At 57.4% G+C, this 23,207-nt stretch carries 20 protein-coding genes; 7 read left to right on the plus strand and 13 right to left on the minus strand.

Features of this window, described 5'->3' with window-relative positions:
• Positions 1-29: 29 nt before the first annotated feature.
• Together hemH and B3511_RS04230 are read left to right on the plus strand one after the other, a co-directional pair.
• A complete protein-coding gene (gene hemH, locus B3511_RS04225; protein ID WP_040076860.1) occupies positions 30-992 on the plus strand; it encodes a ferrochelatase in 963 nt (320 codons plus the stop codon).
• A gap of 62 nt (positions 993-1,054) precedes the next feature.
• Complete coding sequence (locus tag B3511_RS04230) at positions 1,055-2,359, plus strand: inosine/guanosine kinase (protein ID WP_286777592.1); 1,305 nt, start codon at positions 1,055-1,057, stop codon at positions 2,357-2,359.
• A 72-nt stretch (positions 2,360-2,431) separates the two neighbouring features.
• Here B3511_RS04230 and ybaL read toward each other — a convergent pair whose 3' ends face one another.
• Positions 2,432-4,111 carry a YbaL family putative K(+) efflux transporter gene (ybaL, locus tag B3511_RS04235; protein WP_046884425.1) on the minus strand — a complete coding sequence of 560 codons (1,680 nt, stop codon included), beginning with the start codon at positions 4,109-4,111 and terminating at the stop codon, positions 2,432-2,434.
• Positions 4,112-4,343: 232 nt separating this feature from the next.
• Entirely contained in the window at positions 4,344-5,564 is a 1,221-nt protein-coding gene (locus B3511_RS04240; protein ID WP_286777593.1) for an MFS transporter, read from the minus strand.
• 163 nt (positions 5,565-5,727) lie between these two features.
• Here B3511_RS04240 and ushA point away from each other — a divergent pair, with 163 nt between their 5' ends.
• Complete coding sequence (gene ushA / locus B3511_RS04245) at positions 5,728-7,380, plus strand: bifunctional UDP-sugar hydrolase/5'-nucleotidase UshA (RefSeq protein WP_046884423.1); 1,653 nt, start codon at positions 5,728-5,730, stop codon at positions 7,378-7,380.
• Between the two features lie 40 nt (positions 7,381-7,420).
• Here the strand turns inward: ushA and ybaK are convergent, their stop codons facing one another.
• The 3 genes from ybaK to copA all read right to left on the minus strand — a co-directional run bounded on the left by ybaK (position 7,421) and on the right by copA (position 11,485).
• Complete coding sequence (gene ybaK, locus B3511_RS04250) at positions 7,421-7,900, minus strand: Cys-tRNA(Pro)/Cys-tRNA(Cys) deacylase YbaK (protein ID WP_040076855.1); 480 nt, start codon at positions 7,898-7,900, stop codon at positions 7,421-7,423.
• Between the two features lie 199 nt (positions 7,901-8,099).
• Positions 8,100-8,894, minus strand: coding sequence for a TraB/GumN family protein (locus tag B3511_RS04255; protein ID WP_286777594.1), 795 nt, complete (start codon positions 8,892-8,894; stop codon positions 8,100-8,102).
• Between the two features lie 92 nt (positions 8,895-8,986).
• The gene (gene copA / locus B3511_RS04260; protein WP_286777595.1) at positions 8,987-11,485 is read right to left on the minus strand and encodes a copper-exporting P-type ATPase CopA; all 2,499 of its coding nucleotides are present in this window, start codon (positions 11,483-11,485) and stop codon (positions 8,987-8,989) included.
• A 107-nt stretch (positions 11,486-11,592) separates the two neighbouring features.
• Here copA and cueR point away from each other — a divergent pair, with 107 nt between their 5' ends.
• Positions 11,593-12,003, plus strand: a complete 411-nt coding sequence (cueR, locus tag B3511_RS04265) for a Cu(I)-responsive transcriptional regulator (protein ID WP_207293133.1) — start codon at positions 11,593-11,595, stop codon at positions 12,001-12,003.
• Here cueR and B3511_RS04270 read toward each other — a convergent pair.
• From B3511_RS04270 to tesA, 5 genes are all read right to left on the minus strand, one after another.
• A complete protein-coding gene (locus B3511_RS04270; RefSeq protein ID WP_207293134.1) occupies positions 12,000-12,452 on the minus strand; it encodes an NfeD family protein in 453 nt (150 codons plus the stop codon). The genes cueR and B3511_RS04270 overlap by 4 nt on opposite strands.
• Positions 12,449-13,363: an SPFH domain-containing protein gene (locus B3511_RS04275; RefSeq protein WP_040076850.1), complete on the minus strand. Its 915-nt coding sequence runs from the start codon at positions 13,361-13,363 to the stop codon at positions 12,449-12,451. The genes B3511_RS04270 and B3511_RS04275 overlap by 4 nt, the downstream gene beginning before the upstream one ends.
• A 168-nt stretch (positions 13,364-13,531) precedes the next feature.
• A complete protein-coding gene (locus B3511_RS04280) occupies positions 13,532-14,386 on the minus strand; it encodes a co-chaperone YbbN (protein ID WP_046884418.1) in 855 nt (284 codons plus the stop codon).
• Positions 14,387-14,443: 57 nt separating this feature from the next.
• On the minus strand, positions 14,444-15,253 hold the full coding sequence (locus B3511_RS04285) for an SDR family oxidoreductase (protein ID WP_286777596.1): 810 nt from the start codon (positions 15,251-15,253) through the stop codon (positions 14,444-14,446).
• The gene (gene tesA, locus B3511_RS04290) at positions 15,243-15,866 is read right to left on the minus strand and encodes a multifunctional acyl-CoA thioesterase I/protease I/lysophospholipase L1 (protein WP_040078576.1); all 624 of its coding nucleotides are present in this window, start codon (positions 15,864-15,866) and stop codon (positions 15,243-15,245) included. The genes B3511_RS04285 and tesA overlap by 11 nt, the downstream gene beginning before the upstream one ends.
• Between tesA and ybbA the strand changes: the two genes are divergently transcribed.
• The 3 genes from ybbA to B3511_RS04305 all read left to right on the plus strand — a co-directional run bounded on the left by ybbA (position 15,837) and on the right by B3511_RS04305 (position 20,262).
• Complete coding sequence (gene ybbA, locus B3511_RS04295; protein ID WP_046884516.1) at positions 15,837-16,523, plus strand: putative ABC transporter ATP-binding protein YbbA; 687 nt, start codon at positions 15,837-15,839, stop codon at positions 16,521-16,523. The two genes, tesA and ybbA, sit on opposite strands and share 30 nt — an antisense overlap.
• Positions 16,520-18,934, plus strand: coding sequence for a putative ABC transporter permease subunit YbbP (ybbP, locus tag B3511_RS04300; RefSeq protein ID WP_286777597.1), 2,415 nt, complete (start codon positions 16,520-16,522; stop codon positions 18,932-18,934). Before ybbA ends, ybbP begins: the two co-directional genes overlap by 4 nt.
• Positions 18,935-19,116: 182 nt before the next feature.
• Entirely contained in the window at positions 19,117-20,262 is a 1,146-nt protein-coding gene (locus B3511_RS04305) for a porin (RefSeq protein WP_046884415.1), read from the plus strand.
• A 119-nt stretch (positions 20,263-20,381) separates the two neighbouring features.
• On the opposite strand, the gene mnmH is transcribed toward B3511_RS04305, so the two are convergent.
• The 3 genes from mnmH to purE form a co-directional block, all read right to left on the minus strand.
• Positions 20,382-21,452 carry a tRNA 2-selenouridine(34) synthase MnmH gene (mnmH, locus tag B3511_RS04310; RefSeq protein WP_286777598.1) on the minus strand — a complete coding sequence of 357 codons (1,071 nt, stop codon included), beginning with the start codon at positions 21,450-21,452 and terminating at the stop codon, positions 20,382-20,384.
• A gap of 79 nt (positions 21,453-21,531) precedes the next feature.
• Positions 21,532-22,599 carry a 5-(carboxyamino)imidazole ribonucleotide synthase gene (purK, locus tag B3511_RS04315; RefSeq protein WP_212476997.1) on the minus strand — a complete coding sequence of 356 codons (1,068 nt, stop codon included), beginning with the start codon at positions 22,597-22,599 and terminating at the stop codon, positions 21,532-21,534.
• Positions 22,596-23,105, minus strand: coding sequence for a 5-(carboxyamino)imidazole ribonucleotide mutase (gene purE, locus B3511_RS04320; protein WP_046884412.1), 510 nt, complete (start codon positions 23,103-23,105; stop codon positions 22,596-22,598). The genes purK and purE overlap by 4 nt, the downstream gene beginning before the upstream one ends.
• Between the last annotated feature and the right edge of the window lie 102 nt (positions 23,106-23,207).

Consider the following 23,207-nt stretch of genomic DNA (forward strand, 5'->3'; position numbering starts at 1 on the left):
ACCCCTATTCAAATGGTTAAGAGGCGTGAATGAGTCAGGCGAAAACAGGCATCCTGCTTGCCAATCTGGGTACCCCAGAAGCCCCCACCCCTGCGGCGGTAAAACGCTACCTGCGTCAGTTTTTAAGCGATACGCGCGTCGTGGATACCCCGAGATTACTCTGGTGGCCGCTGCTGCGCGGTGTCATTCTGCCGATTCGTTCCCCGCGCGTCGCAAAGCTCTATCAATCCGTCTGGATGGAAGAGGGCTCGCCGCTGATGGTCTATAGCCGTCGTCAGGAGAAAGCCCTGGCCGCCCGGTTACCGGATATGCCCGTTGAGCTGGGGATGAGCTACGGCAAACCCTCCCTGAAAAGCGCCGTCGAAGCGCTGCTGGCCCAGGGGGTTGAGCACATTGTGGTACTGGCGCTCTATCCGCAATACTCCTGTTCCACGGTAGCCGCCGTCTGGGATGAGCTGGCGCGCATTCTGGCGACCCGCCGCCGCATTCCGGCCGTGACCTTTATTCGCGACTACGCCGATAATGAACTTTACATCCAGGCGCTCGCCAGCAGCGCGCGCGCGTCGTTTGAAAAGCATGGCGAACCGGACCTGCTGCTGCTCTCCTACCACGGCATTCCCCAGCGTTTTGCCAACGAAGGGGACGACTACCCGCAGCGTTGCCGTGATACCACGCGCGAGCTGGTCTCTGCGCTTGGTCTGCCGCCCGAGAAGGTGATGATGACCTTCCAGTCGCGCTTTGGCCGCGAGCCGTGGCTGACGCCGTACACTGACGAAACCCTCAAAATGCTCGGTGAGAAAGGCGTGAAGCATATTCAGGTGATGTCGCCGGGCTTTGCGGCGGACTGTCTGGAAACGCTCGAGGAAATTGCGGTACAAAACCGCGAATTCTTCCTTGAAGCCGGGGGGACAAAGTACGAGTACATTCCGGCACTTAACGACTCGCCGGAACACATTGAGATGATGGCCTCGCTGGTGACTCAAAGCCGCTGATCGCGCTGAAGGCCGGGTTTGTGCTACCATTCCCGGCCCATAATCCTTGCACAGTTCAGACCATGAAATTTCCCGGTAAACGTAAATCCAAACACTACTTTCCCGTCAACGCCCGCGATCCGCTTTTGCAGCAAATTCAGCCGGAAACCGAGACCAGCGCAGCCTGGGTGGTGGGTATCGATCAGACGCTGGTGGATATCGAAGCCAAAGTGGATGATGCGTTTGTCGCGCGTTACGGTCTGAGCGCCGGCCACTCGCTGGTCATTGAAGATGACGTCGCCGAAGCGCTGTACCAGGAGCTGGTGCGTGAAAACCTCATCACCCACCAGTTTGCCGGGGGCACCATCGGCAACACCATGCACAACTACTCCGTGCTGGCCGACGACCGCTCGGTGCTGTTGGGCGTGATGTGCAGCAACATCGAAATCGGGGGCTACGCCTACCGCTACCTGTGCAACACCTCCAGCCGTACCGACCTGAACTATCTGCAGGGTGTAGATGGGCCGATTGGCCGCTGCTTCACGCTGATTAGCGACTCCGGCGAGCGTACGTTCGCCATCAGCCCGGGGCACATGAACAAGCTGCGCGCGGAGAGCATCCCGGAGGCGGTGATTGCGGGCGCGTCCGCGCTGGTGCTTACCTCCTATCTTGTGCGCTGCAAGCCCGGCGAACCGATGCCGGAAGCGACCATGAAGGCGATCGAGTACGCCAAAAAATACAACGTGCCGGTCGTCCTGACGCTGGGCACCAAATTTGTTATCGCCGATAACCCAGAGTGGTGGCAGGCGTTTCTGAAAGAGCACGTCTCGATTCTGGCGATGAACGAAGAAGAGGCCGAAGCCTTAACGGGCGAAAGCGATCCGCTGCTGGCGTCGGATAAAGCGCTGGACTGGGTGGATCTGGTGCTCTGTACCGCCGGGCCGGTTGGGCTGTATATGGCGGGCTTTACGGAAGAAGAGAGCAAGCGTAAAACCCAGCATCCGCTGCTGCCGGGGGCGATTGCCGAGTTTAACCAGTACGAATTCAGCCGCGCATTGCGCCACAAAGACTGCGTTAACCCGCTGCGTATTTTCTCCCACATCGCGCCGTATATGGGCGGACCGGAGAAAATCATGAACACCAACGGCGCGGGCGACGGTGCGCTGGCGGCGCTGCTCCATGACATTACCGCCAATGCCTACCATAAAACCAACGTGCCGAACTCCAGCAAGCACAAGTTCAGCTGGCTGACCTATTCGTCGCTGGCGCAGGTGTGTAAGTACGCGAACCGCGTGAGTTATCAGGTGCTCAACCAGCACTCCCCGCGCTTAACGCGTGGCCTGCCGGAGCGGGAAGATAGCCTCGAAGAGGCGTACTGGGATCGCTAAAAGCAAAAAGGCAACGTCAGTTGCCTTTTTATATTGGCTCTCTCTCCCACAGGGAGGGCCGGGGTGAGGGCATCAGCCCGCCGTTACCGTCTCATTTGCTGGCGGCTTCGTCAGCAGCGTCAGCATCGTATTGGCAATCTCGCGTTCGCCCATCACCACCTGATTGGCACCACGTTCAGTAATGTAATCCACCTCATCGTCATAATGGGCGCGGGCGATAATCTCGATATTCGGGCACTTTTCGCGGGCGGTCGCTACAATCTCTCCCGCTTCATAGCCATTCGGAATAGTCAGCAACAGCCAGCGGGCGCAATCCAGATGGGCCAGATTCATGATCTCTTCGTTGGCCGCATTGCCCAGCACAGCACGTATTCCGCGCTCTCGCAGCTCATCCACGCGGGTGCGTGACGTCTCAATTACCACCAGCGGTACGCCCTGTGCCATCAATTTCTCACCCAGCAGGCTGCCGACGCGGCCGAAGCCCACCAGCAGCGCGTGGTTGCAGATATCGACCGGGATCTGTTTCTCATCTTCAATGGCCTCTTCCAGCGTCTGCTCATCCAGGGTCTCGGTCTTGTCGAGGTACTTCTCCAGCAGGGCAAACAGCACCGGATTCAGCATAATGGAGAGGATCGCCCCCGCCAGCACCAGATTCTGTCCGGCCTGCGGCAGCAGATTCAGCGCCATCCCCAGACCCGCAAGAATGAAGGCAAACTCACCAATCTGCGCCAGACTGGCGGCGATGGTCAGGGCGGTGCGCGGCGAGTGGCCGAACATACGCACCAGGAAGAAGGCAATAAGCGACTTGCCGAAGATAATGATGGCCAGCGTACCCAGCACTGCCAGCGGCTGGTCGATCAGAATGAGCGGATCGAACAACATCCCCACCGAGACAAAGAACAGCACCGCAAAGGCATCACGCAGCGGCAGCGTGTCGTGGGCGGCACGATGGCTCAGCTCGGATTCATTCAGCACCATACCGGCGAAGAACGCTCCCAGCGCGAAGGAGACGTCGAAGAGTTCAACGGCACCGAAGGCAATGCCCAGCGCCAGGGCCAGTACGGAGAGGGTAAACAGTTCGCGTGAACCGGTAGCAGCGCTGCGGGCCATAATCCAGGGGACCAGACGGCGGCCCACCAGCATCATGATAGCGATGAAGGCCACTACCTTACCGATGGTGATACTCATATCCAGCGCCAGCGTGGCCAGGCCGACGTTATCTTTCTCGATCATCCCTGCGACGGCTGGCAACAAGACCAGCGTCAACACCATCACTAAATCTTCCACAATGAGCCAGCCGATAGCGATCTGCCCGCGCTGGCTGTCTATTAACTGTCTCTCTTCAAGCGCACGCAGCAGCACTACGGTACTGGCGGTAGAGAGGCAGAGCCCAAAGACGATACCGGTCATCAGCGACCAGCCCAGCAGTGCTGAAAGCGCCATTCCCAAAAGCGTCGCCACCCCTATCTGGGCGATTGCGCCGGGTATGGCGATCGACTTTACCGCCATTAAGTCCTTCAGAGAAAAATGCAGACCCACACCAAACATCAGCAGGATCACGCCCAGTTCTGCCAGTTCAGGCGCAAGTTTAGTATCAGCAACGAAACCCGGAGTAAATGGCCCTGCCAGCACACCCGCTAATAAATAACCGACCAGAGGAGATATACGAAGTTTGTTGGCAATCATGCCAAGAATAAAAGCGAGCACAAGACCACCAACAATGGTGGTGATAAGCGGTGTGGCGTGGTGCATTCCGTCTCCTTTCGTAGCTGTGTTGATCCATTTTTGGTGGTTAACCAAAAAACCTGGTAATAGTTTATGACAAAATTAATGATTATGTTTATGAATAATTGTTGAAATTTGAATAAAAGAGCAATAAGCGTGAAAAAAAGCAGATTCGGACAAATTAACCCGAGGAGAGAGAGGAGAGGCTTGTGCCATAAGGGAAAGACGCGGCCAAAGTTTGAGTTTGGCCGCGGGTAAATCAGTCTTTTTGCCGGTTATCAGGCAGGAATATGGTCAACATCCCCAGAAGAGGCAGGAAGGCGCATATTTTGTAGACCAAAAAGATACTGGTATGGTCGGCGATTAGCCCCAGAACCGCTGCCCCAAGGCCTCCCATCCCGAAGGCAAAGCCGAAAAAGAGCCCTGAAACCATACCGATACGGCCCGGAAGCAGCTCCTGAGCGTAAACCAGAATGGCGGAAAATGCCGAAGCGAGGATAAACCCAATTATCACCGTTAAAACGCCCGTCCACCAGAGGCTGGCATAGGGTAAAACAAGGGTGAAAGGGGCAACGCCAAGGATAGAGCCCCAAATTACATATTTACGCCCAATCTTGTCGCCCAGTGGCCCGCCAATAAAGGTCCCGGCAGCAACCGCAAACAAGAACGCAAACAGGTGGAACTGGGCGTTCTGCACCGATAAGCCGAATTTTTCCATCAAATAAAAGGTGTAATAGCTGCTAATGCTGGCCATATAGAAGTATTTCGAGAAAATCAGCATTAACAGAATGCTGATGGCCAGGATCACCTTATCCCTGGGCAGCGGATTAACTACAGGTGTCTTAGGTTTGCCCTTGTTGACACGATGTTGAGCAGCATACCAGCGGCTGATTTGCGCCAGGACCACGATGGCCAGAAGCGCTGCCAATACAAACCACGCGACATTCCCTTTACCGTAAGGGGCGATAATTACTGCTGCCAGCAGTGGCCCCAGTGAGCTCCCAAAGTTACCGCCCACCTGGAATAAGGATTGCGCCAGACCGTGACGGCCACCGGAGGCCATCCGCGCCACGCGCGATGACTCAGGATGAAATACGGAAGAGCCCGTACCCACTAGCGCCGCCGCGACCAGCACGGCTTCAAAGCTGCCCGCCATCGCCAGCAGAACTAGCCCGCTTAGGGTAAAGCACATGCCAATCGGTAGCGACCAGGGCATCGGATACTTATCTGTCCAGTAACCCACCACCGGCTGCAACAGCGATGAGGCCAGCTGGAAGGTGAGGGTAATCATGCCTATCTGCACGAAAGTGAGTGAGAATTCGCTCTGCAGCAGCGGATAGATCGCCAGAATCAGCGACTGAATCATATCGTTAAGCAGATGCGAAAGGCTGATGGCACCGAGAATGCCAAAAGAAGTGCGCGCCTTCGATGACGATGGCGGAGCGCCGGAGGCCGGCTGGGTTGTTTCACTGATTGCCATAAATACCACGTCGGATGTTATTAGAAATGCAGGGTGTAATTATTATTCAACTAACATACCTTTCAGCGACATTTGAAGGAAGTCGCAATTCTGAAAACTTATTTGTCTATTCTGATTACTCATTGTAATTTTTGCGTTTGTCTAAAGGTCAGGGAGAGAGAATATGAAGTTTGTGAAGCGAGGCGTCGCGTTGGCGTTGCTGGTGGCCGGGAGCGTGGCAAGCCTGCCTGCCCAGGCATATGAAAAAGATAAAACTTACAAAATCACCATCCTGCACACTAACGATCATCACGGTCACTTCTGGCGCAGCGAATACGGCGAATACGGTCTGTCCGCGCAAAAAACGCTGGTAGACGGCATTCGTAAAGAGGTGGCAGCCGAGGGCGGCAGCGTATTACTGCTTTCCGGCGGCGATATCAATACCGGGGTACCGGAGTCAGATTTGCAGGATGCGGAGCCTGATTTCCGTGGCATGAATTTAATCGGCTATGACGCGATGGCCGTGGGTAACCATGAATTCGATAATCCGCTTACGGTATTACGCCAGCAGGAAAAATGGGCCAAATTCCCGTTCCTCTCTGCCAATATTTATCAGAAAAGCACCGGCGAACGTTTATTTAAGCCGTGGGCCATCTTTAAACGTCAGGATATTAAAATCGCGGTGATTGGTCTGACGACAGACGATACGGCGAAAATCGGAAATCCGGAATTTTTTACCGACATCGAATTTCGCAAACCCGCTGAAGAGGCGAAACTGGTCATCCAGGAGTTACAACAGAACGAAAAACCGGATGTCCTGATCGCTACCACCCATATGGGCCATTACGATAATGGTGAACACGGTTCAAATGCGCCGGGCGATGTGGAGATGGCGCGCAGCCTGCCTGCCGGCTCGCTGGCAATGATTGTGGGTGGACACTCACAAGATCCGGTGTGCATGGCCTCTGAAAACAAAAAACAGGTTGATTACGTGCCAGGGACGCCGTGTGCCCCCGATCAGCAGAACGGGATCTGGATTGTACAGGCGCATGAGTGGGGCAAATATGTCGGTCGCGCCGATTTTGAGTTCCGCAATGGCGAAATGAAGATGGTTCGTTATCAACTGATTCCGGTCAATCTGAAGAAGAAAGTGACCTATGACAACGGTGAGAGTGAGCGTGTGCTCTTCACCCCCGAAATTGCCGAAAACCAGCAGATGCTCTCCATGCTCACCCCTTTCCAGAATAAAGGCAAAGCGCAGCTGGAGGTGAAAATTGGTACGCTCAATGGCCGTCTTGAGGGCGATCGCAGCAAGGTACGCTTTGTGCAGACCAATATGGGGCATCTGATCCTGGCGGCGCAGATGGCGCGCACCAATGCCGATTTTGCGGTGATGAGCGGTGGTGGGGTACGTGACTCTATCGAAGGGGGCGACATCACCTACAAAGATGTGCTGAAGGTACAGCCGTTTGGCAACCTGGTGGTCTATGCCGACATGACCGGTAAAGAGGTGACCGAATATCTTACCGCCGTAGCGAAGATGAAACCCGATTCCGGTGCCTATCCTCAATTTGCCAATGTCAGCTTTGTGGCAAAAGAGGGTGTGCTCAACGATCTGAAGATCAAAGGCGAGCCCGTCGATCCGACAAAAACCTATCGCATGGCAACCCTGAGTTTTAACGCCACCGGGGGCGATGGTTATCCGCGTCTGGATGAGAAACCGGGGTATGTGAATACTGGCTTTATTGATGCTGAAGTGCTGAAGCAATATATCCAGCAGAATTCACCCCTGGATGTGAATAGCTATGAACCTAAAGGTGAAGTGAGCTGGCAGTAACGATTCACAATACCGGCCTGGCATCAGGCCGGTACGGCGTTTAATCCCGGCGAGCGATATCCGCAAACTGCGCATCCAGCATTTTCGCCAGATCCGCCGCGGCCAGCTCAATATCCAGGCCGCGTTTGCCACCAGAAATATAGATAGTGTCAAACGTCTGTGCCGGGGCATCAATGACCGTTGGCAGGCGTTTTTTCTGCCCCAGCGGGCTTATCCCCCCCACCAGGTAACCTGTGATACGTTGCGCAACCATCGGGTCAGCCATATCTACCTTCTTCGCCCCCAGCGCCTTTGCCACCTTTTTTAAATCTAACTGACCGGCCACCGGGGTAACCGCCACCGCCAGGTGCTTCATATCGCCATTAATCGCCACTAATAGCGTCTTATAAACCTGATCGGCATTGAGCCCAAGTTTTTGCACGACTTCATCGCCGAAGTTCGTTTCGTTAGGGTCATGATCGTAGGCGTGGATGCGGAAAGAAACCTTGTTTTTTTCGAGTAATTTAACGGCGGGTGTCATAACAATCCTTCTTACCAAAGACAGTGTATGTGCTCAGCATACGTCCGGATGTTGCTTAAAAAATAGCACCATCTTGCGCAATAGTGTTGGCAGTGATGGGCACTTTGAGCGACAATCGAGAGATCCGGAGGCTTCCTCCGGCATAACTAAAATAATGAAATTCCTCTTTGACGGGCCAATAGCGATATTGGCCATTTTTTTAACGCAGCAATGCGGGCAAATTTCCCTCGCCATACAAATGCAGCGCCCCCACGGCCACGACATAACGTCCCGGCGGTAGGGCGTGGAGCTTCTCACACCAGGCCTGGTTTCGGGCGTGCATTAATACGTCGTAGAGCGATTCACTAAAGGTGGCTGGCAGCGCCTGCGGGCTGGCGGCGGGCGGCGCATCCAGCCACCAGCTAATCATCGTCTGTAGCAGCCGGGCGTTGGTGTGCCAGTGGGTCAACGTATCTTCCAGCAACAGTATTCCGTCATTTGGCAACTGACGCAGCAACGCTATCTGGCTGTCAGCCCCTTCCAGCTCTATCACCGGAATGGCGCGTTCACGCGCCAGATGCAGCAACTGATAATCAATGCCGTAATCGCCCCGAAGCCCCAGACGCTGCGCCTGTGTGGCCTGCAATACCATGGCAATTTGCCACAACGGCTGAGTTTCGAGCATCGACAGCGGTAAGCTCAGCTCGCCGGCCAGCCGTTCCAGCTCGGTGAGCTGTTCAGGGCTGAGGCGTTCCGCCAGAGGAGGGGGGATCGCCAGATCGGCGAAGGGTGAGTCGTTGCCCGAAATATCGGCTTCAACGATTAACGCATCGGCTTTTTGCACCAGGCGGATCAGTCCGGCAGGTAGCGGCGACATATCTTGCGTGCCCATATGAATACTGCCTACCAGGTGCAGATGTTGCCCGCCGGGCAATACGATATCCAGCCCCGGCCAGGGATAACGGCGTGGGAAGTGCGCGCTCAATGCGGATCTTATACGGCTAAACAGACTCATACGCGCTTCCTGTAGCGAAAGGTTCATGCTAGCGCGCAGCAGGGAAAGGTGCAAACTTTAGCCCCTCCCGGCAGGCGGGAAGGGCTGTTACGTCAGGCCTTAGGTTTGAAGCGCAACAAACGGTTCGCGTTACTTACCACAGTAATGGAAGAGAGCGCCATTGCCGCTCCGGCCACGACCGGATTAAGCAGAGTCCCGGTTAGCGGCCATAAAATCCCCGCCGCAACTGGAATGCCCAGCGCGTTATAGACGAAGGCCCCCATCAGGTTTTGCTTCATGTTGCGCAACGTCGCCTTTGCAATGGCCAGCGCGTCCGCTACGCCCGTCAGGCTATGACGCATCAGGGTGATGGCGGCGGTTTCAATTGCTACATCGCTACCGCTGCCCATGGCAATCCCCACCTCTGCCTGGGCCAGCGCCGGGGCATCGTTAATGCCATCGCCCACCATGGCCACCTGGCGCCCCTGGCGCTGCAGATTTTTAATGGCGTCGGCTTTGCCATCCGGCAGCACCCCGGCAATAACTTCATCAATACCCGCCTCTTTTGCAATGGCCGCCGCGGTGGTGGGATTGTCGCCGGTCAGCATCACCAGCCGATACCCGGCGCGGTGCAGTCTTTGCAGTGCCTCGACGCTGTCCTGGCGCAGCGGATCACGAATGGCGAACAGCGCGGCCACTTTACCCTCCACGGCCAGCAGCACCGGCGTAGCCCCTTGTGATGCCTGCGCGTTCAGCTCATCGGCCATCGCGGCGGTATCAATGCCGTTCTCATTCAACAGCGCTTCGTTCCCCAGCAGCAGGGGACGCTGGTCTGCTTCGCCGCTAACGCCCAGGCCGCGCAGGGTGCGGAAATTGACCACCTGCGGCAAGTTCGCCTCTCCGGCTTTTTCGATGATGGTGCGGGCCAGCGGATGGCTTGAGCCCTGCTCCAGCGCAGCGGCGAGGCGCAGCGCATCATCGGCCTCAATGCCTGTCGTCTTGACGGCAACCACCTGCGGTTTGCCTTCTGTCAGGGTGCCGGTTTTATCAAAGACCAGCGTATCCAAAGTACTGGCGCGTTGCAGAGCATCGGCATCGCGCACCAGCACACCAAATTCCGCGGCACGGCCTACGCCTGAGATAATCGACATGGGCGTTGCCAGCCCCAGGGCGCACGGACAGGCGATAATCAGCACCGTGGTGGCGATCACCAGGGTGTAAACAATCTGCGGTGCCGGGCCAAATAGATACCAGATCCCAGCGCTGAACAGCGCAATCAGGACGACCACGGGGACAAAAATGGCGGAGATGCGATCGGCCAGCTGACCGATTTCAGGCTTGCTGCTTTGTGCCTGGCGCACCATACGGATAATTCGCGACAGTGTGGTATGGCTTCCCACCGCGCTGGCACGGAACAGCACGCTGCCGTCCTGTACCAGGGTGCCGGCGTGCACGTTTTCACCGCCGCTCTTTTGCTGCGGGACAGGCTCACCGGTCAGCATCGCTTCATCGAACCAGGCTTCACCTTCGGTGATCTCCCCATCGACCGGAACGCGGTCGCCGGTGGTCAGACGCAGAATCATGCCAGGCTGGACATCCGCCAGTGAGAGGCTCTTTTCACCCTCTTCCGTGATGACACGCGCGGTAGGGGGCGTCAGATCCAGTAACCGCTCCAGCGCTTTCGAGGAGCGCTGACGTGCGCGCGCCTCCAGCATATGGCCAAGATTGATCAAACCAATGATCATCGCGCTGGCTTCGTAATAAAGATGGCGGGCTTCCATCGGGAACCACTGAGGCCAGAGGTTGACGCTCATGGAGTAGAGCCATGCCGCGCCCGTACCCAGCGCCACCAGCGTATCCATGGTAGCGGTGCGGTTCTTCAGGCTCTTCCAGGCGCTGGTATAGAAGTGGCCCCCGGCAAAGACCATCACCCCCAGGGTAAGCAGGCCAATGGCCAGCCACAGGCTGCGGTTTTCGGCGGTGACCATCATGTTGTCGCCGAGCATCCCCCAGCCCATGACCGGGATCCCCACCAGCAGCGCGACTATCGCCTGCCAGCGGAAGCGTTTCATGGTGGCAACGGCGGTCTCTTGCTGGCGGGCGCGGCGTTCGGCATCGTCTTCAATCGCCTCCGCGCCGTAGCCTGCTTTTTCGACAGCCTGCACTAAATCAGCGGCGGAGGCGTTGCCCATCACAAGGGCAGTGCGCTCCGCCAGGTTGACCCGTGCCTGTACTACCCCCGGCACTGTTTGCAGTGCACTCTGTACCCGGGATACGCAGCTGGCGCAGCTCATGCCGTTGATCAACAGCTGCTGGCTGTCGTCAATGTCATCGGCTGCCGGAAGCTCAGAGGGGGCCGCTGTCAGTGCTTCCGACGGGATTGATGACGCTGTCAGCGGATCAGCCTTTGGGTGGCTTAACTCCGCCCCGTAGCCGGCTTGTTTGATGGTATCGATCAGGGCTTCCGCGCTGGCGCTGCCGGTGACGGCGGCGTGATCGATAGTCACGTCCGCCGTTTCCACGTCGGCGCGTTGCTCCAGGCTCTCTTTAACGCGTTTGACACAGTGGCCGCAGGAGAGGCCGTCCAGTGTCAGGTCGATGGTGTGAGACATAGTAAACTCCTTTATAATGACCCGGTCAGATAATAACCGTCATACTGTTCTCTGCTAACTATTATGAAGGTTAAACCTTCCATCAAGGGGAAGGTCAAGGGGGAAAGGTGAATATCAGTGATGTGGCAAAAAAAACCGGTTTAACCAGCAAAGCGATTCGCTTCTATGAAGAGAAGGGGCTGGTGACGCCGCCGCTGCGCAGTGAAAATGGTTACCGCAGTTATACGCAAAAACATCTCGATGAGCTTACGCTGCTGCGCCAGGCCCGGCAGGTGGGATTTAACCTGGAGGAGTGCGGCAATCTGGTGATGCTGTTTAACGATCCCGAGCGACACAGCGCGGATGTGAAACGCAGAACCCTGGAGAAGGTGGCGGAGATAGAACGCCATATTGTCGAACTGCAGGCGATGCGGACGCAGCTGCTGGCGCTGGCCGAAGCCTGCCCGGGCGATGACAGCGCCGATTGTCCGATCATCGACAATCTTTCCGGCTGCTGCCATCGTAAGTCGGGGGCTTAACAGGATCTCACACGCAGGGTGATCCCTTCGACCGCCACCACCTCAACCCGGGTTCCTGCCTGGAGGTCCTCGTCGGCCAGCACTGGCCAGGAGCTGTCGCCAACCCGCATATGGCCGCGCCCGTTAACCAGGGCGGTCTCGAGGGTGAAGCGTTTACCCACCAGTTGTTGACCACGCTGATTGAGCGTTGCATCGGCCGGTTTTTGTTCCCGCACCTGACGCGACAGCCAGCGCCACCACAGCCAGGCAGCCAGCAGGGTCAGCGCCGCGAACAGGATGCCCTGCCACTCCCAGCCGAACGGCATAAGCCACACCGCAAGCCCGGTGACCACTGCCGCCACGCCGCTCCAGAGTAAATACCCGTTGCCGCCAAGCATTTCGGCCGCCAGAAGCAGGCCGCCGAGGCTGAGCCAAAAAACATGCGGATGGGCGAGGATCAGCGCGATCATGATTTGCGCTCGTTACCGCTCTCTTTAATGAGCTCGGCAATACCGCCAATCGAGCCCATCAGGCTGCTGGCATCCAGAGGCATCATCACCACTTTGCTGTTGTTCGCGGCACCGATGTTCTGCAGCGCCTCAGTGTATTTTTGCGCTACAAAGTAGTTAATCGCCTGAATATCCCCGGCGGCAATCGCCTCAGAGACCATCTGCGTTGCCCGGGCTTCTGCTTCTGCGGAACGTTCGCGCGCCTCAGCCTGTAAGAAGGCAGACTGACGTTCCCCCTCGGCTTTCAGGATTTGTGACTGCTTCTCCCCCTCGGCCTTAAGGATTTCAGCCTGACGCACCCCTTCGGCCTCAAGAATATAGGCGCGCTTGGTTCGCTCGGCTTTCATCTGCGCGTTCATGGAGGAGATCAGTTCTGCTGGCGGGCGTACGTCGCGAATTTCGATACGCGTAACCTTAATGCCCCAGGGGTTCGTGGCTTCATCCACAATATGCAGCAGGCGAGTATTGATGCTGTCGCGCTGGGAGAGCATCTCATCCAGCTCCATCGACCCCAGCACGGTACGAATATTGGTCATGGTTAAATTGATGATCGCCAGCTCAAGGTTGCTGACCTCATAGGCCGCCTTCGGCGCGTCAATCACCTGAATAAAGCAGACGGCATCGATGGTGACGTTGGCGTTATCCCGGGAGATGACCTCCTGAGAGGGGATATCAAGAACCTGTTCCATCATGTTGATCTTGCGACCAATTCTGTCCATAAACGGAACAATAAGACTCAGGCCGGGCTGCAACGTCGTGGTGTAACGCCCAAAACGTTCGACGGTCCATTGATAGCCCTGAGGGACGATTTTGACCCCGGCGCCGACAACGACCAGCACCACAAAGATCAAGACGGGTATAACGATAAGCATAAAGAAACCTCCTGTTTTGCCTTCCATGTTTCGAGAACAACTGTTCGTTTGTTGCTCATGAGTATATCGGCTATCACAGGAGAATTCGCCCTGAAAGCGAGGGCAAAGCAAGATTCAGATATAAAAAAGCCCCGCTAACGGCGCGGGGCGACAGGAAGGAGATGCGGATCAGTACAGCAGCGCATACAACTGACGACGATATTTCGACGCCAGCGCATCACCGGTACCCAGCGCAGCCAGGATCTCCTGGAACATCTTGCGCGCCTGGCCGTCAGCGGCAGCCAGATCCGTTTTCAGGTGACCAAACAGCAGCTCCAGCGCCTCTTCATTGCGGCCAACCTGATGCAGTTGCAGCGCCAGCTGGCTGGCCAGTGCGGCATCGTTAGGGTTATCGGCAACTTGCTGTTGCAGCTGCTGAATTTCTGGGGTGTCTGCCGCCTGCTTCAGCAGGTCAATCTGGGCGACCAGCCCCTGATAGCGGGTATCTTGATCCTGCATCGGCACGGTTTTCAGCACCGCTTCGGCATCGTCCGGGCGGTTCAGCACCAGCTGGGTTTCAGCCAGCAGCAGGCCAATCTGGCTATCCTGGTTCGACAACTGCCACGCCTCTTTTAGCAGCGGCAGCGCCTCGTCGTGCTTCCCTTCCTGAATCAGCGCCAGCGCCTCTTGCGCCTTTAACTCATCTTCGCGAGGCAGTACTTTTTCCAGCAGGGCGCGGATGGCCTCTTCCGGCTGTGGGCCCTGGAAACCATCGACGGGCTGGCCATTCTGGAACAGGTACACCGTAGGAATGGCGCGCAGGCCAAACTGGGAGGCGACCATCTGTTCGGCGTCGCAATCCACCTTCGCCAGAATAAACTGGCCGTTATACTGGGCGGCGAGTTTTTCGAGCACGGGGGTGAGTTCCAGGCAGTGCTGGCTACGCTCAGACCAGAAGTAGAACAGCACGGGCTTCGCCATCGACTGTTCAAGGGTCTGATGCAGGTTCGCTTCGGTAATGTTAACGATATTCTGAACTGACATGCGGCCTTCTCTTTTATGCGTTTTTATTTACATGGGGGCGGGGCGGTTAGCTTCAACTCAGCCCTGTAAAAATTTGTCCATTATCCGGCCAGGCAACAGCCGTTTCAGCAGGATAACGGCATGGGTCACCAGCGTGACCGGATAGCGCATCTTTGGACGATTGCTCTCAAAAGCATGGCGCACTTTGGCGACAACCGCCTCCGGACCGAGGATAAAACGTGCGGCGATACCGGGATTTTCCACCGGGTTATCCGATTGGGTCTGATTCACATTTTCGGTAAAGCGGGTGCGGATTGGGCCTGGCTCAATCAGGCTCACTTTGATACCGCTGTGGCGCAGTTCCATGCGCAGCGCATCAGACCAGGCTTCAAGGGCGTATTTACTGGCGGCATAGGCACCACGGCCCGGGGTTGAAATAAGTCCCATGACCGACGAGGTCATCACAATGCGTCCCTCTCCGTGAGGGAGCATGGCGGGCAGCAATTTCATGGTTAACTGATGCGCGCCGAAAAAGTTGGCAGAAAACTGCTGTTCGAGTTGCTCGCGAGAGATGGTCTGCAGCGCGCCATAGAGGCCAAATCCGGCATTATTGAACAAGCCGTATAACTTGCCGTTGGTCAGGGCAATCACCTCTTCGGCCGCGTGGTCGATACTTTCCGGGCTGTCCAGATCCAGCAGCACGCCGGTAAGCCCTTTGCCGTTCATCCGTTCGACATCTTCCGGTTTTCGACAGGCGGCTAACACCCAAAACCCCTGGCGCTTCAACTCAAGGGCGCTTTCAAGACCAATTCCGCTGGAACATCCTGTAATTAAGACCGATTTTTGCATAACTTTACCTGTCAGGATCTCCGCTGAATTACGAGTCATGTTTAACTAAAGGAGCCAGCCGTGTTGCCATCCAGTCGGCAATAAACGGCTGAGCATCGCGATTAGGATGGATACCATCGTCCTGCATCCATTGTGGTTTCAGATAAACCTCTTCCATGAAAAAGGGCAGGAGAGGAATATCAAACTCTTTGGCAAGACGAGGATAGATCGCGCTGAAGGACTCATTATAGCGACGTCCATAGTTTGCGGGCAGGCGAATTTGCATTAACAGCGGCTGTGCGTTGGCGGCGCGGATATCCTGCAAAATTTTACGCAGCGTCTGCTCGGTTTGCTGCGGCTGAAAACCGCGCAGGCCGTCGTTGCCGCCCAGTTCCACCAGTACCCAGCGCGGCTGATGTTGTTTCAGCAGAGCGGGCAGTCGGGCAAGCCCCTGCTGCGAGGTATCGCCGCTGATACTGCCGTTGATCACCGAAGTTTGCGTCTGCCATTTATCATTAAGGAGCGCGGGCCAGGCGGCATTCGCCGCCATCCGGTAGCCCGCGCTCAGGCTGTCGCCCAAAATTAATAACGTGTCCGCCGCCGCGGCGCGGAATGTCATCAGAATCAGAAACAGGAAGGGCAAATGCCAGCGGAAAACATTGTTGAAGTTCATCATCTTAAGAAGTCCGTGGGTCAGGGTGAGCACGAGCTTTCCATCCTTACCGGAGTTGAACTCATTGTCAAACGCGCGCAGAGCATCGCGCTGATTGGCGAATCCGGTTCCGGTAAATCCACGCTGCTGGCGATCCTCGCCGGGCTGGATGATGGCAGCAGCGGTGAGGTGAAGCTGGTGGGCCAGCCGCTGCACAGCATGGATGAAGAGGCGCGTGCAGCGCTGCGGGCAAAACATATTGGCTTTGTCTTTCAGTCATTTATGTTGATCCCGACGCTTAATGCACTGGAAAACGTCGAACTGCCAGGGTTGCTGCGCGGCGAGAACAGCAGCCAGAGCCGGCGTAGCGCCAAAGCCTTACTGGAACAGCTGGGTTTGGGCAAGCGCCTTGATCACCTCCCGGCGCAGCTCTCCGGCGGCGAGCAGCAGCGCGTGGCGCTGGCCCGCGCCTTTAACGGTCGCCCGGAGGTGCTCTTTGCCGATGAACCCACCGGCAACCTCGATCGCCAGACCGGTGATAAAATTGCCGATCTGCTCTTCTCCCTGAACCGTGAGCACGGTACCACGCTGATTCTGGTGACCCACGATCCTCAACTGGCGGCCCGCTGCGATCGGCGTCTGCGTCTGGTGAATGGCGTACTGCAGGAGGAAGCATGATTGCCCGCTGGTTCTGGCGCGAATGGCGCTCCCCCTCGCTGCTGATAGTCTGGATGGCGCTAAGCTTAGCGGTAGCCTGCGTACTGGCGCTGGGGAGCGTCAGCGATCGCATGGAGAAAGGCCTGAGCCAGCAAAGCCGAGAATTTATGGCGGGGGATCGGGCTTTGCGCAGCTCGCGCGAGGTACCGCAGGCCTGGCTTGATGAAGCCCGCCGGCAGGGGTTGAAAGTGAGCGAACAGCTCAGCTTCCAGACCATGACCTTTGCCGCCGATACCCCGCAGCTTGCCAGCGTCAAAGCCGTTGACGATCGCTACCCGATGTACGGTGAGCTACAGACGCAGCCACCGGGGATGAAGCCTGCCGCCGGGACGGTGCTGCTGGCACCGCGTTTGATGGCGCTGCTAAACCTGAAAGCGGGCGATAGCATCGATGTGGGTGATGCCACTCTCCGGATTGCAGGTGAAGTGGTGCAGGAGCCCGACTCCGGGTTTAACCCCTTTCAGATGGCCCCGCGCCTGTTGATGAACACGGCCGACGTGGAAAAAACCGGCGCCGTGCAGCCCGGCAGCCGCGTCACCTGGCGCTATAAATTTGCCGGTACCCCGGCTCAACTCGAGTCCTATGAGAAATGGCTCCTGCCACAGCTCAAGCCCGAACATCGCTGGTATGGGCTAGAGCAGGATGAGGGGGCGCTGGGCAAATCGCTGGAACGCTCTCAACAATTCCTGCTGCTCTCGGCGCTGTTAACCCTGCTGCTGGCGGTGGCGGCGGTGGCGGTAGCGATGAGCCACTACTGCCGCAGTCGCTACGATCTGGTGGCAATCCTCAAAACCCTCGGCGCGGGTCGGGCGCAACTGCGTAAACTGATTGTCGGTCAGTGGCTGATGGTATTGGCTTTGTCAGCCCTCACCGGCGGGGTAATGGGGCTGCTGTTCGAAAAAGTGCTGATGGTGCTGCTCAAACCGGTGCTACCTGCAGCGCTGCCGCCAGCCAGCCTCTGGCCATGGCTTTGGGCGATGGGAGCGATGGGGGTGATCTCGCTGCTGGTGGGCCTGCGTCCCTACCGGCTGTTGTTGGCCACCCAGCCGCTGCGGGTACTGCGCCGTGATGCGGTGGCGCGCGTCTGGCCGTTGAAAATCTATCTGCCAGTGATGACGGCAGTGGTCGTGGCGCTGCACGCCTGGCTGATGGGCGGGAGTATGCTGCTGTGGGCGGTACTGGCGGGGGCAGTTGTGCTGGCCTTGCTCTGTGGCCTGCTGGGCTGGATGCTGCTGAGCGTGCTGAAAGGGTTAACCGTTAAATCTCTGCCGGTGCGTCTGGCCATCAATCGCCTGCTGCGTCAGCCCTGGTCAACGCTCAGTCAGCTTTCCGCGTTTTCGCTCTCGTTTATGCTGCTGGCGCTGCTGTTGGTGCTGCGCGGCGATCTGCTGGATCGCTGGCAACAGCAACTTCCACCGGAGAGTCCGAACTACTTCCTGATCAACATTGCGCCGGAACAGATCACGCCCCTGAAGGCGTTTCTCTCAGAGCACCAGATTGTCCCGGACTCCTTCTACCCCATTGTGCGGGCGCGTCTGACGCAAATTGACGGCAAGGCGACCGAAGGTAACCAGGACGAAGCGCTCAACCGCGAACTGAACCTTACCTGGCAGGAGAAACGTCCGGATCACAACCCGATCACGGCGGGAAGCTGGCCGCCTGGGGCCGGTGAAGTGTCGATGGAAGAGGGGCTGGCGAAACGTCTGAACGTCAAGCTCGGGGATACGGTGACCTTTACCGGCGATACGCAGGACTTCAGTGCGAAAGTGACCAGCCTGCGTAAAGTGGACTGGGAGAGCCTGCGGCCTAACTTCTTCTTTATCTTCCCGCCCGGAGCGCTGGACGGGCAGCCGCAAAGCTGGCTGACCAGCTTCCGCTGGGAAAACGGCAATGGCATGCTCACGCAGCTTAACCGGGAATTTCCCACCATCAGTCTGCTGGATATCGGCGCGATCCTGAAACAGGTCGGGCAGGTGCTGGAGCAGGTAAGCCGCGCGCTGGAAGTGATGGTGGTGCTGGTCACTATCTGCGGACTGTTGCTGCTGCTGGCTCAGGTACAGGTGGGCATGCGCCAGCGTCATCAGGAGCTGGTGGTCTACCGCACTTTGGGTGCCGGCAAATCACTGCTGCGCACCACGCTGTGGTGTGAGTTTGCGCTGCTGGGGATGGTCTCCGGGCTGGTGGCCGCCATTGGTGCCGAAACGGCACTGGCACTGTTGCAGACCCGGGTCTTTGACTTCCCGTGGGAGCCGGACTGGCGCCTGTGGATCACGCTGCCTGTCTGCGGTGCGGTTCTCCTCTCGCTTTGCGGCGGCTGGCTGGGAGCGCGCTTGCTGAAAGGCAAAGCGTTATTCCGTCAGTTTGTCGGTTAATTCCCCTTCGTGAACATCACGTACCGGTTGATATGCCGGTACGTGCCTCTTTAGTAGCACACAAAGATAACTCCTTGATAGTTAGCAGCACAAAACATTAAAAACCGGACAACACGGCGCGATAAATCCCGGTTAATATTCGCCTGCTAAATAAATAGCAGAGTGTCTATCAAGGAATAATAATGTCTAAAAATAAAACAGCGCTGGCAGTGGCCATCGGCGCGGCAGTGGCATTGACGTCTTTCGCATCCCAGGCAGAGATTACCGTTCTGAAGCAAGATCCGCAGGCGGGTAATCCGCTGAGCCGTTTAAACTTCACCGTAGGCGGCAGTATCCGTCCGCAATTCCAGAACATGACCGGCGATGACGGTAAAAACGGCTACAAGCGTAACGGCTTTGATGGCGGTACCCGTTTCCGTTTCGCGGCAGATTACTACCTGTTTGATGACATCAGTTGGGTGAGCTACTACGAGCTGGGCGTGAATATTCCGGCTCAGTTTAACTGGGATAACCACTATGCTGATGGCGCGCACGATACTTCGCGTCGTATGCTCTATACCGGTCTGAAGAGCGACACCTGGGGCACCCTGACCTTCGGTCAGCAGAACAGTGTTTACTACGATGTGGTGGGCGCGAAAACCGATATCTGGGATTACGACATGATCGGCCAGGCATCGGGCAACGGTATTAACGGTGATTACGATGGCTCTTACCGTTCTCGCAAAATGCTGAAATATAAGAAAACCATCGGCGATGCCAATATTTATGCCTCTTACCTGTTTGCGGATAGCACCTATCTGGCGAACGACGGCATGCGTTATAAGCGTAAAGGCGGCGGCTCGCTGGGCGTGGATTACAACCTGACCACCGACCTCACCTGGGGTGCGGCATGGAACTACACCCGCGCAGAAATGCGTAACCCGGGCAACGGCGACAGCAAAGCCTACGATCAGAACATCCTGGGTACGGCGCTGAGCTGGACGCCAGAACAGTGGACCTTCTCCCTGGGCGGCGGCTGGTATCAGAACTTCATGACCACCAAGAAAACCGACGTGAACCACTACTTCGCGGGTGATGCCTGGGGTATTGAGTACTTTGCCGGTTATAAATTCCCGATCGGTCAGTATGCGGTGAAATCCATCCAGCCTTACTTCATGGGCGATCGTATCGAGTACATGAATGGTCGCAACTACCAGCGCATCGACAACGGCGTGGGGATTAGCTTCCAGCTGGATTACGGTTTCCGTGTGGATTACGAGCACGTGTTCACCTCCAGCACCGACGACCTGGGCGACATGAACCTGGTACGTCTGCGTTACGACTTCTAAGTTGTGTGCCCCGGTGGCCTGGCCACCGGGGTAGCAGCGAGGCACCGTCGCGGCTGCTGTAGATTGTGTAGGTATTCGGTGGCTGGCAAAGCGCGCCGACAACCGTGATCGCCGCTAAATCAAGCCGCCAGCCAGGCGGCCACGTCGTGCCAGGTGCCCCGAAAGACCACGTTGTCAGCCTTCTTTTCAAGCTGATAGCGGTACATAGGGTCGTAATAGTCATTGAGCAGCGGCGCAAGCCAGGCGTCGTGGGCCTCCGTGCCGCCGGTGCGCTGCTGCGCAATGAGCGCACTTTCCAGCAGGGCCGTGAGTTCAGCAAAGCGCTGTAAACCCAGGCGACGGCGGATAGCGTACAGACCCTGGTGCAGATAGTCACTGTACTCCTGCCAGCCGCGCACTTCCCCGTATGCGCCGAGAAATGCCTGCCACATCTGGACAAAATACTCCTCGCGCAGGCGATCCAGACGAACATCAAAGGGATCTTCTACGACTGCAATGGGAGCGTTAGTCATGCGCTCACGCAGGCTTTCAGGAAGATGATTCGAACCAATCATCCGCCCCTCATCCTCCAGCACCCAGCGCGGTGCGGCCTTTTGCAGTAACGCAACGGCAAGAGCGTTTTCAAAGCTCGCCTGTGAAAGCTGCGGCCTGAGCGTACGGCCAAAAGAGGAGCCGCGGTGGCGCGCCAGCCCTTCCAGGTCGATCCCGTCAGGATGCTGTTTCACCAGTAGCGTTTTGCCGCTGCCCGTACAGCCGCCCACCAGCACCAGCGGTTTTTTAACCTGCTCGTCGGTAGCCTGTATCGCGGCCTGACGCAGCGCTTTGTAGCCCCCGGTAATCAGCGGATACTCCACGCCCGTCTCTTTTAGCCATGCCTGCGCAATGTGTGAACGCTGTCCACCACGAGCGCAGCAGAGGTAGCCCTCAGGATGGGCCAGACAGGCGTCGCGCCAGGCGTGAATACGCGCTTCACGGGTTACGCCACTGACCAGCCGATGGCCCAGCGCCAGTGCGGCGTCGGCGCCCTGACGTTTATAGCAGGTGCCCACCGCGGCGCGCTCATCATCATTCATCAAGGGCAGATTCAGGGCAGTAGGCATACTGCCCTGGGCAAATTCGACAGGGGCGCGTACGTCAAGCAGGGGCGTTCCGGCAGCCAGAATGGCGCGGTAATCCGTTCCATTGTTCATGATCATTCCAGGAGAAGCGAAAGCAATGGGCGGGATTGTACGCCGGGGAGGGGGAAGGTCAACTCCCCGGCGGAAGGGATTACTGCAGCTTTGCCTGCGCCCAGGCGATACCGCTGGCGTACTCTGCCGGCAGCAGCGGAACCAGGGCTTCAAGCGTGGCGCTCAGGCGGCCCGTATCGGTATCGTTCAGGTTGAGGTGACCCACCTTACGACCCGGACGCACCTCTTTGTCGTACCAGTGCAGATGCACCAGCGGCAGTTTCAGCCAGTCATCGTTGAGATCGGTGCCGATCAGGTTGATCATCACCGACGGGCTATTGACCACCGGCTGCGGCAACGGCAGGCCGGTAATGGCGCGCAGGTGCAACTCAAACTGGCTGATGGAGGCGCCGTTTTGCGTCCAGTGGCCGCTGTTGTGGACGCGGGGCGCCAGCTCGTTGATCAGCAGGCCGCCAGGGGTGACAAAACACTCCATCGCCATCACACCCACGTAGCCCAGCTCCTGCATAATGGCGCTGAGCATGCTCTCTGCCTGCGCTTGCTGTTCGGCATTGGCCAGCGGGAAAGCGACGCTGGTACGCAGGATGCCGTCCTGATGCAGGTTGTGGGTCAGCGGATAAAAGACGGTGCTGCCATCATGAGCCCGGGCGCCCACCAGCGAGACTTCGCCGCTGAAGTTGATACCCTGTTCAACGATGCACTCACCGTAGCAGTCGTCCGGAAGTTCGGCGGTTTCGTGTGCGCGTAAACGCCACTGGCCGCGTCCGTCGTAACCGCCGACGCGGCGCTTAACAATAGCCAGTTCGCCAAGGGTCGCAAAGATGGCGGGCCATTCGCCTTTATCGGCCAGCAACTGCCACGGCGCGGTGGCGAGGTGCAGCTTGTCGAACAGCTGTTTCTGGGTAAAACGATCGGCAATGATGGGGAAGACATCACGGTTTACAAAGGCGTTATGGCGCGCCAGTTCGCGAGTCAACGCGGTCTCTGGCCAGCGTTCGATTTCGGCAGTAATTACGCTCTGCTGAAAGGGAACCGCTTCGGGTTCCGCATCCAGACCAACCGGCCAGACGGCAATTCCCAGCGGTTCACCGGCCTGGCGCAGCATGCGGCCTAGCTGACCGTTACCCAGGACGCAAACCTGCTTCATGCCGCACCCCGCGGATCCGGGTTTTCCAGCACCTCGTCTGTCTGGGCTTTACGCCAGGCATCCAGACGCTGGTGAAGGTCTTTATCATGGGTCGCCAGGATTTGCGCCGCCAGTAACGCAGCGTTAGCCGCGCCTGCTTTACCAATCGCCAGGGTGCCGACCGGAATACCGCGTGGCATTTGCACGATAGAGTAGAGGCTATCGACGCCGCTCAGCGCCGCGCTCTGTACCGGTACGCCAAGCACCGGCACCAGCGTTTTGGCGGCAATCATACCCGGCAGGTGTGCTGCACCGCCCGCACCGGCAATAATCACCTGATAGCCGTTCTCTTCTGCACTTTCGGCGAAGCTAAACAGTTTATCGGGGGTGCGGTGTGCGGAGACCACTTCTACGTGGTGAGGAACATTCAGGATGTCAAAGATGTCGGCGGCGAACTGCATGGTAGCCCAGTCGCTTTTGGACCCCATCACGATGGCGACACGCGCCGGATTATTGCGGGAAGACATGCGTCTTAAAACTCCTGTGGTGCGGAACACTCTGCTTTCGAGGGCACAGAGAATAGCACGTAATACAGGCAAGGAAAACGGTTGCGCGGCTAAAACTTCCCC

The sequence above is a fragment of the Leclercia sp. UBA1284 genome (assembly GCF_002308415.1).
Lineage (GTDB): Bacteria > Pseudomonadota > Gammaproteobacteria > Enterobacterales > Enterobacteriaceae > Enterobacter > Enterobacter pneumoniae.

What these genes read in the sequence shown, in the direction of transcription:
- B3511_RS04270 (WP_207293134.1), bottom strand. Translation starts at nt 12,452, where the DNA reads ATGATCGCGCTGATCCTCGCCCATCCGCATGTTTTTTGGCTCAGCCTC.
- ushA (WP_046884423.1), top strand. Translation starts at nt 5,728, where the DNA reads ATGAAGTTTGTGAAGCGAGGCGTCGCGTTGGCGTTGCTGGTGGCCGGG.
- ybaK (WP_040076855.1), bottom strand. Translation starts at nt 7,900, where the DNA reads ATGACACCCGCCGTTAAATTACTCGAAAAAAACAAGGTTTCTTTCCGC.
- B3511_RS04285 (WP_286777596.1), bottom strand. Translation starts at nt 15,253, where the DNA reads ATGACTCGTAATTCAGCGGAGATCCTGACAGGTAAAGTTATGCAAAAA.
- B3511_RS04240 (WP_286777593.1), bottom strand. Translation starts at nt 5,564, where the DNA reads ATGGCAATCAGTGAAACAACCCAGCCGGCCTCCGGCGCTCCGCCATCG.
- B3511_RS04275 (WP_040076850.1), bottom strand. Translation starts at nt 13,363, where the DNA reads ATGCTTATCGTTATACCCGTCTTGATCTTTGTGGTGCTGGTCGTTGTC.
- B3511_RS04230 (WP_286777592.1), top strand. Translation starts at nt 1,055, where the DNA reads ATGAAATTTCCCGGTAAACGTAAATCCAAACACTACTTTCCCGTCAAC.
- B3511_RS04305 (WP_046884415.1), top strand. Translation starts at nt 19,117, where the DNA reads ATGTCTAAAAATAAAACAGCGCTGGCAGTGGCCATCGGCGCGGCAGTG.
- purE (WP_046884412.1), bottom strand. Translation starts at nt 23,105, where the DNA reads ATGTCTTCCCGCAATAATCCGGCGCGTGTCGCCATCGTGATGGGGTCC.
- ybbP (WP_286777597.1), top strand. Translation starts at nt 16,520, where the DNA reads ATGATTGCCCGCTGGTTCTGGCGCGAATGGCGCTCCCCCTCGCTGCTG.
- mnmH (WP_286777598.1), bottom strand. Translation starts at nt 21,452, where the DNA reads ATGAACAATGGAACGGATTACCGCGCCATTCTGGCTGCCGGAACGCCC.
- B3511_RS04255 (WP_286777594.1), bottom strand. Translation starts at nt 8,894, where the DNA reads ATGAGTCTGTTTAGCCGTATAAGATCCGCATTGAGCGCGCACTTCCCA.
- purK (WP_212476997.1), bottom strand. Translation starts at nt 22,599, where the DNA reads ATGAAGCAGGTTTGCGTCCTGGGTAACGGTCAGCTAGGCCGCATGCTG.
- tesA (WP_040078576.1), bottom strand. Translation starts at nt 15,866, where the DNA reads ATGAACTTCAACAATGTTTTCCGCTGGCATTTGCCCTTCCTGTTTCTG.
- ybbA (WP_046884516.1), top strand. Translation starts at nt 15,837, where the DNA reads ATGCCAGCGGAAAACATTGTTGAAGTTCATCATCTTAAGAAGTCCGTG.
- ybaL (WP_046884425.1), bottom strand. Translation starts at nt 4,111, where the DNA reads ATGCACCACGCCACACCGCTTATCACCACCATTGTTGGTGGTCTTGTG.
- copA (WP_286777595.1), bottom strand. Translation starts at nt 11,485, where the DNA reads ATGTCTCACACCATCGACCTGACACTGGACGGCCTCTCCTGCGGCCAC.
- B3511_RS04280 (WP_046884418.1), bottom strand. Translation starts at nt 14,386, where the DNA reads ATGTCAGTTCAGAATATCGTTAACATTACCGAAGCGAACCTGCATCAG.
- hemH (WP_040076860.1), top strand. Translation starts at nt 30, where the DNA reads ATGAGTCAGGCGAAAACAGGCATCCTGCTTGCCAATCTGGGTACCCCA.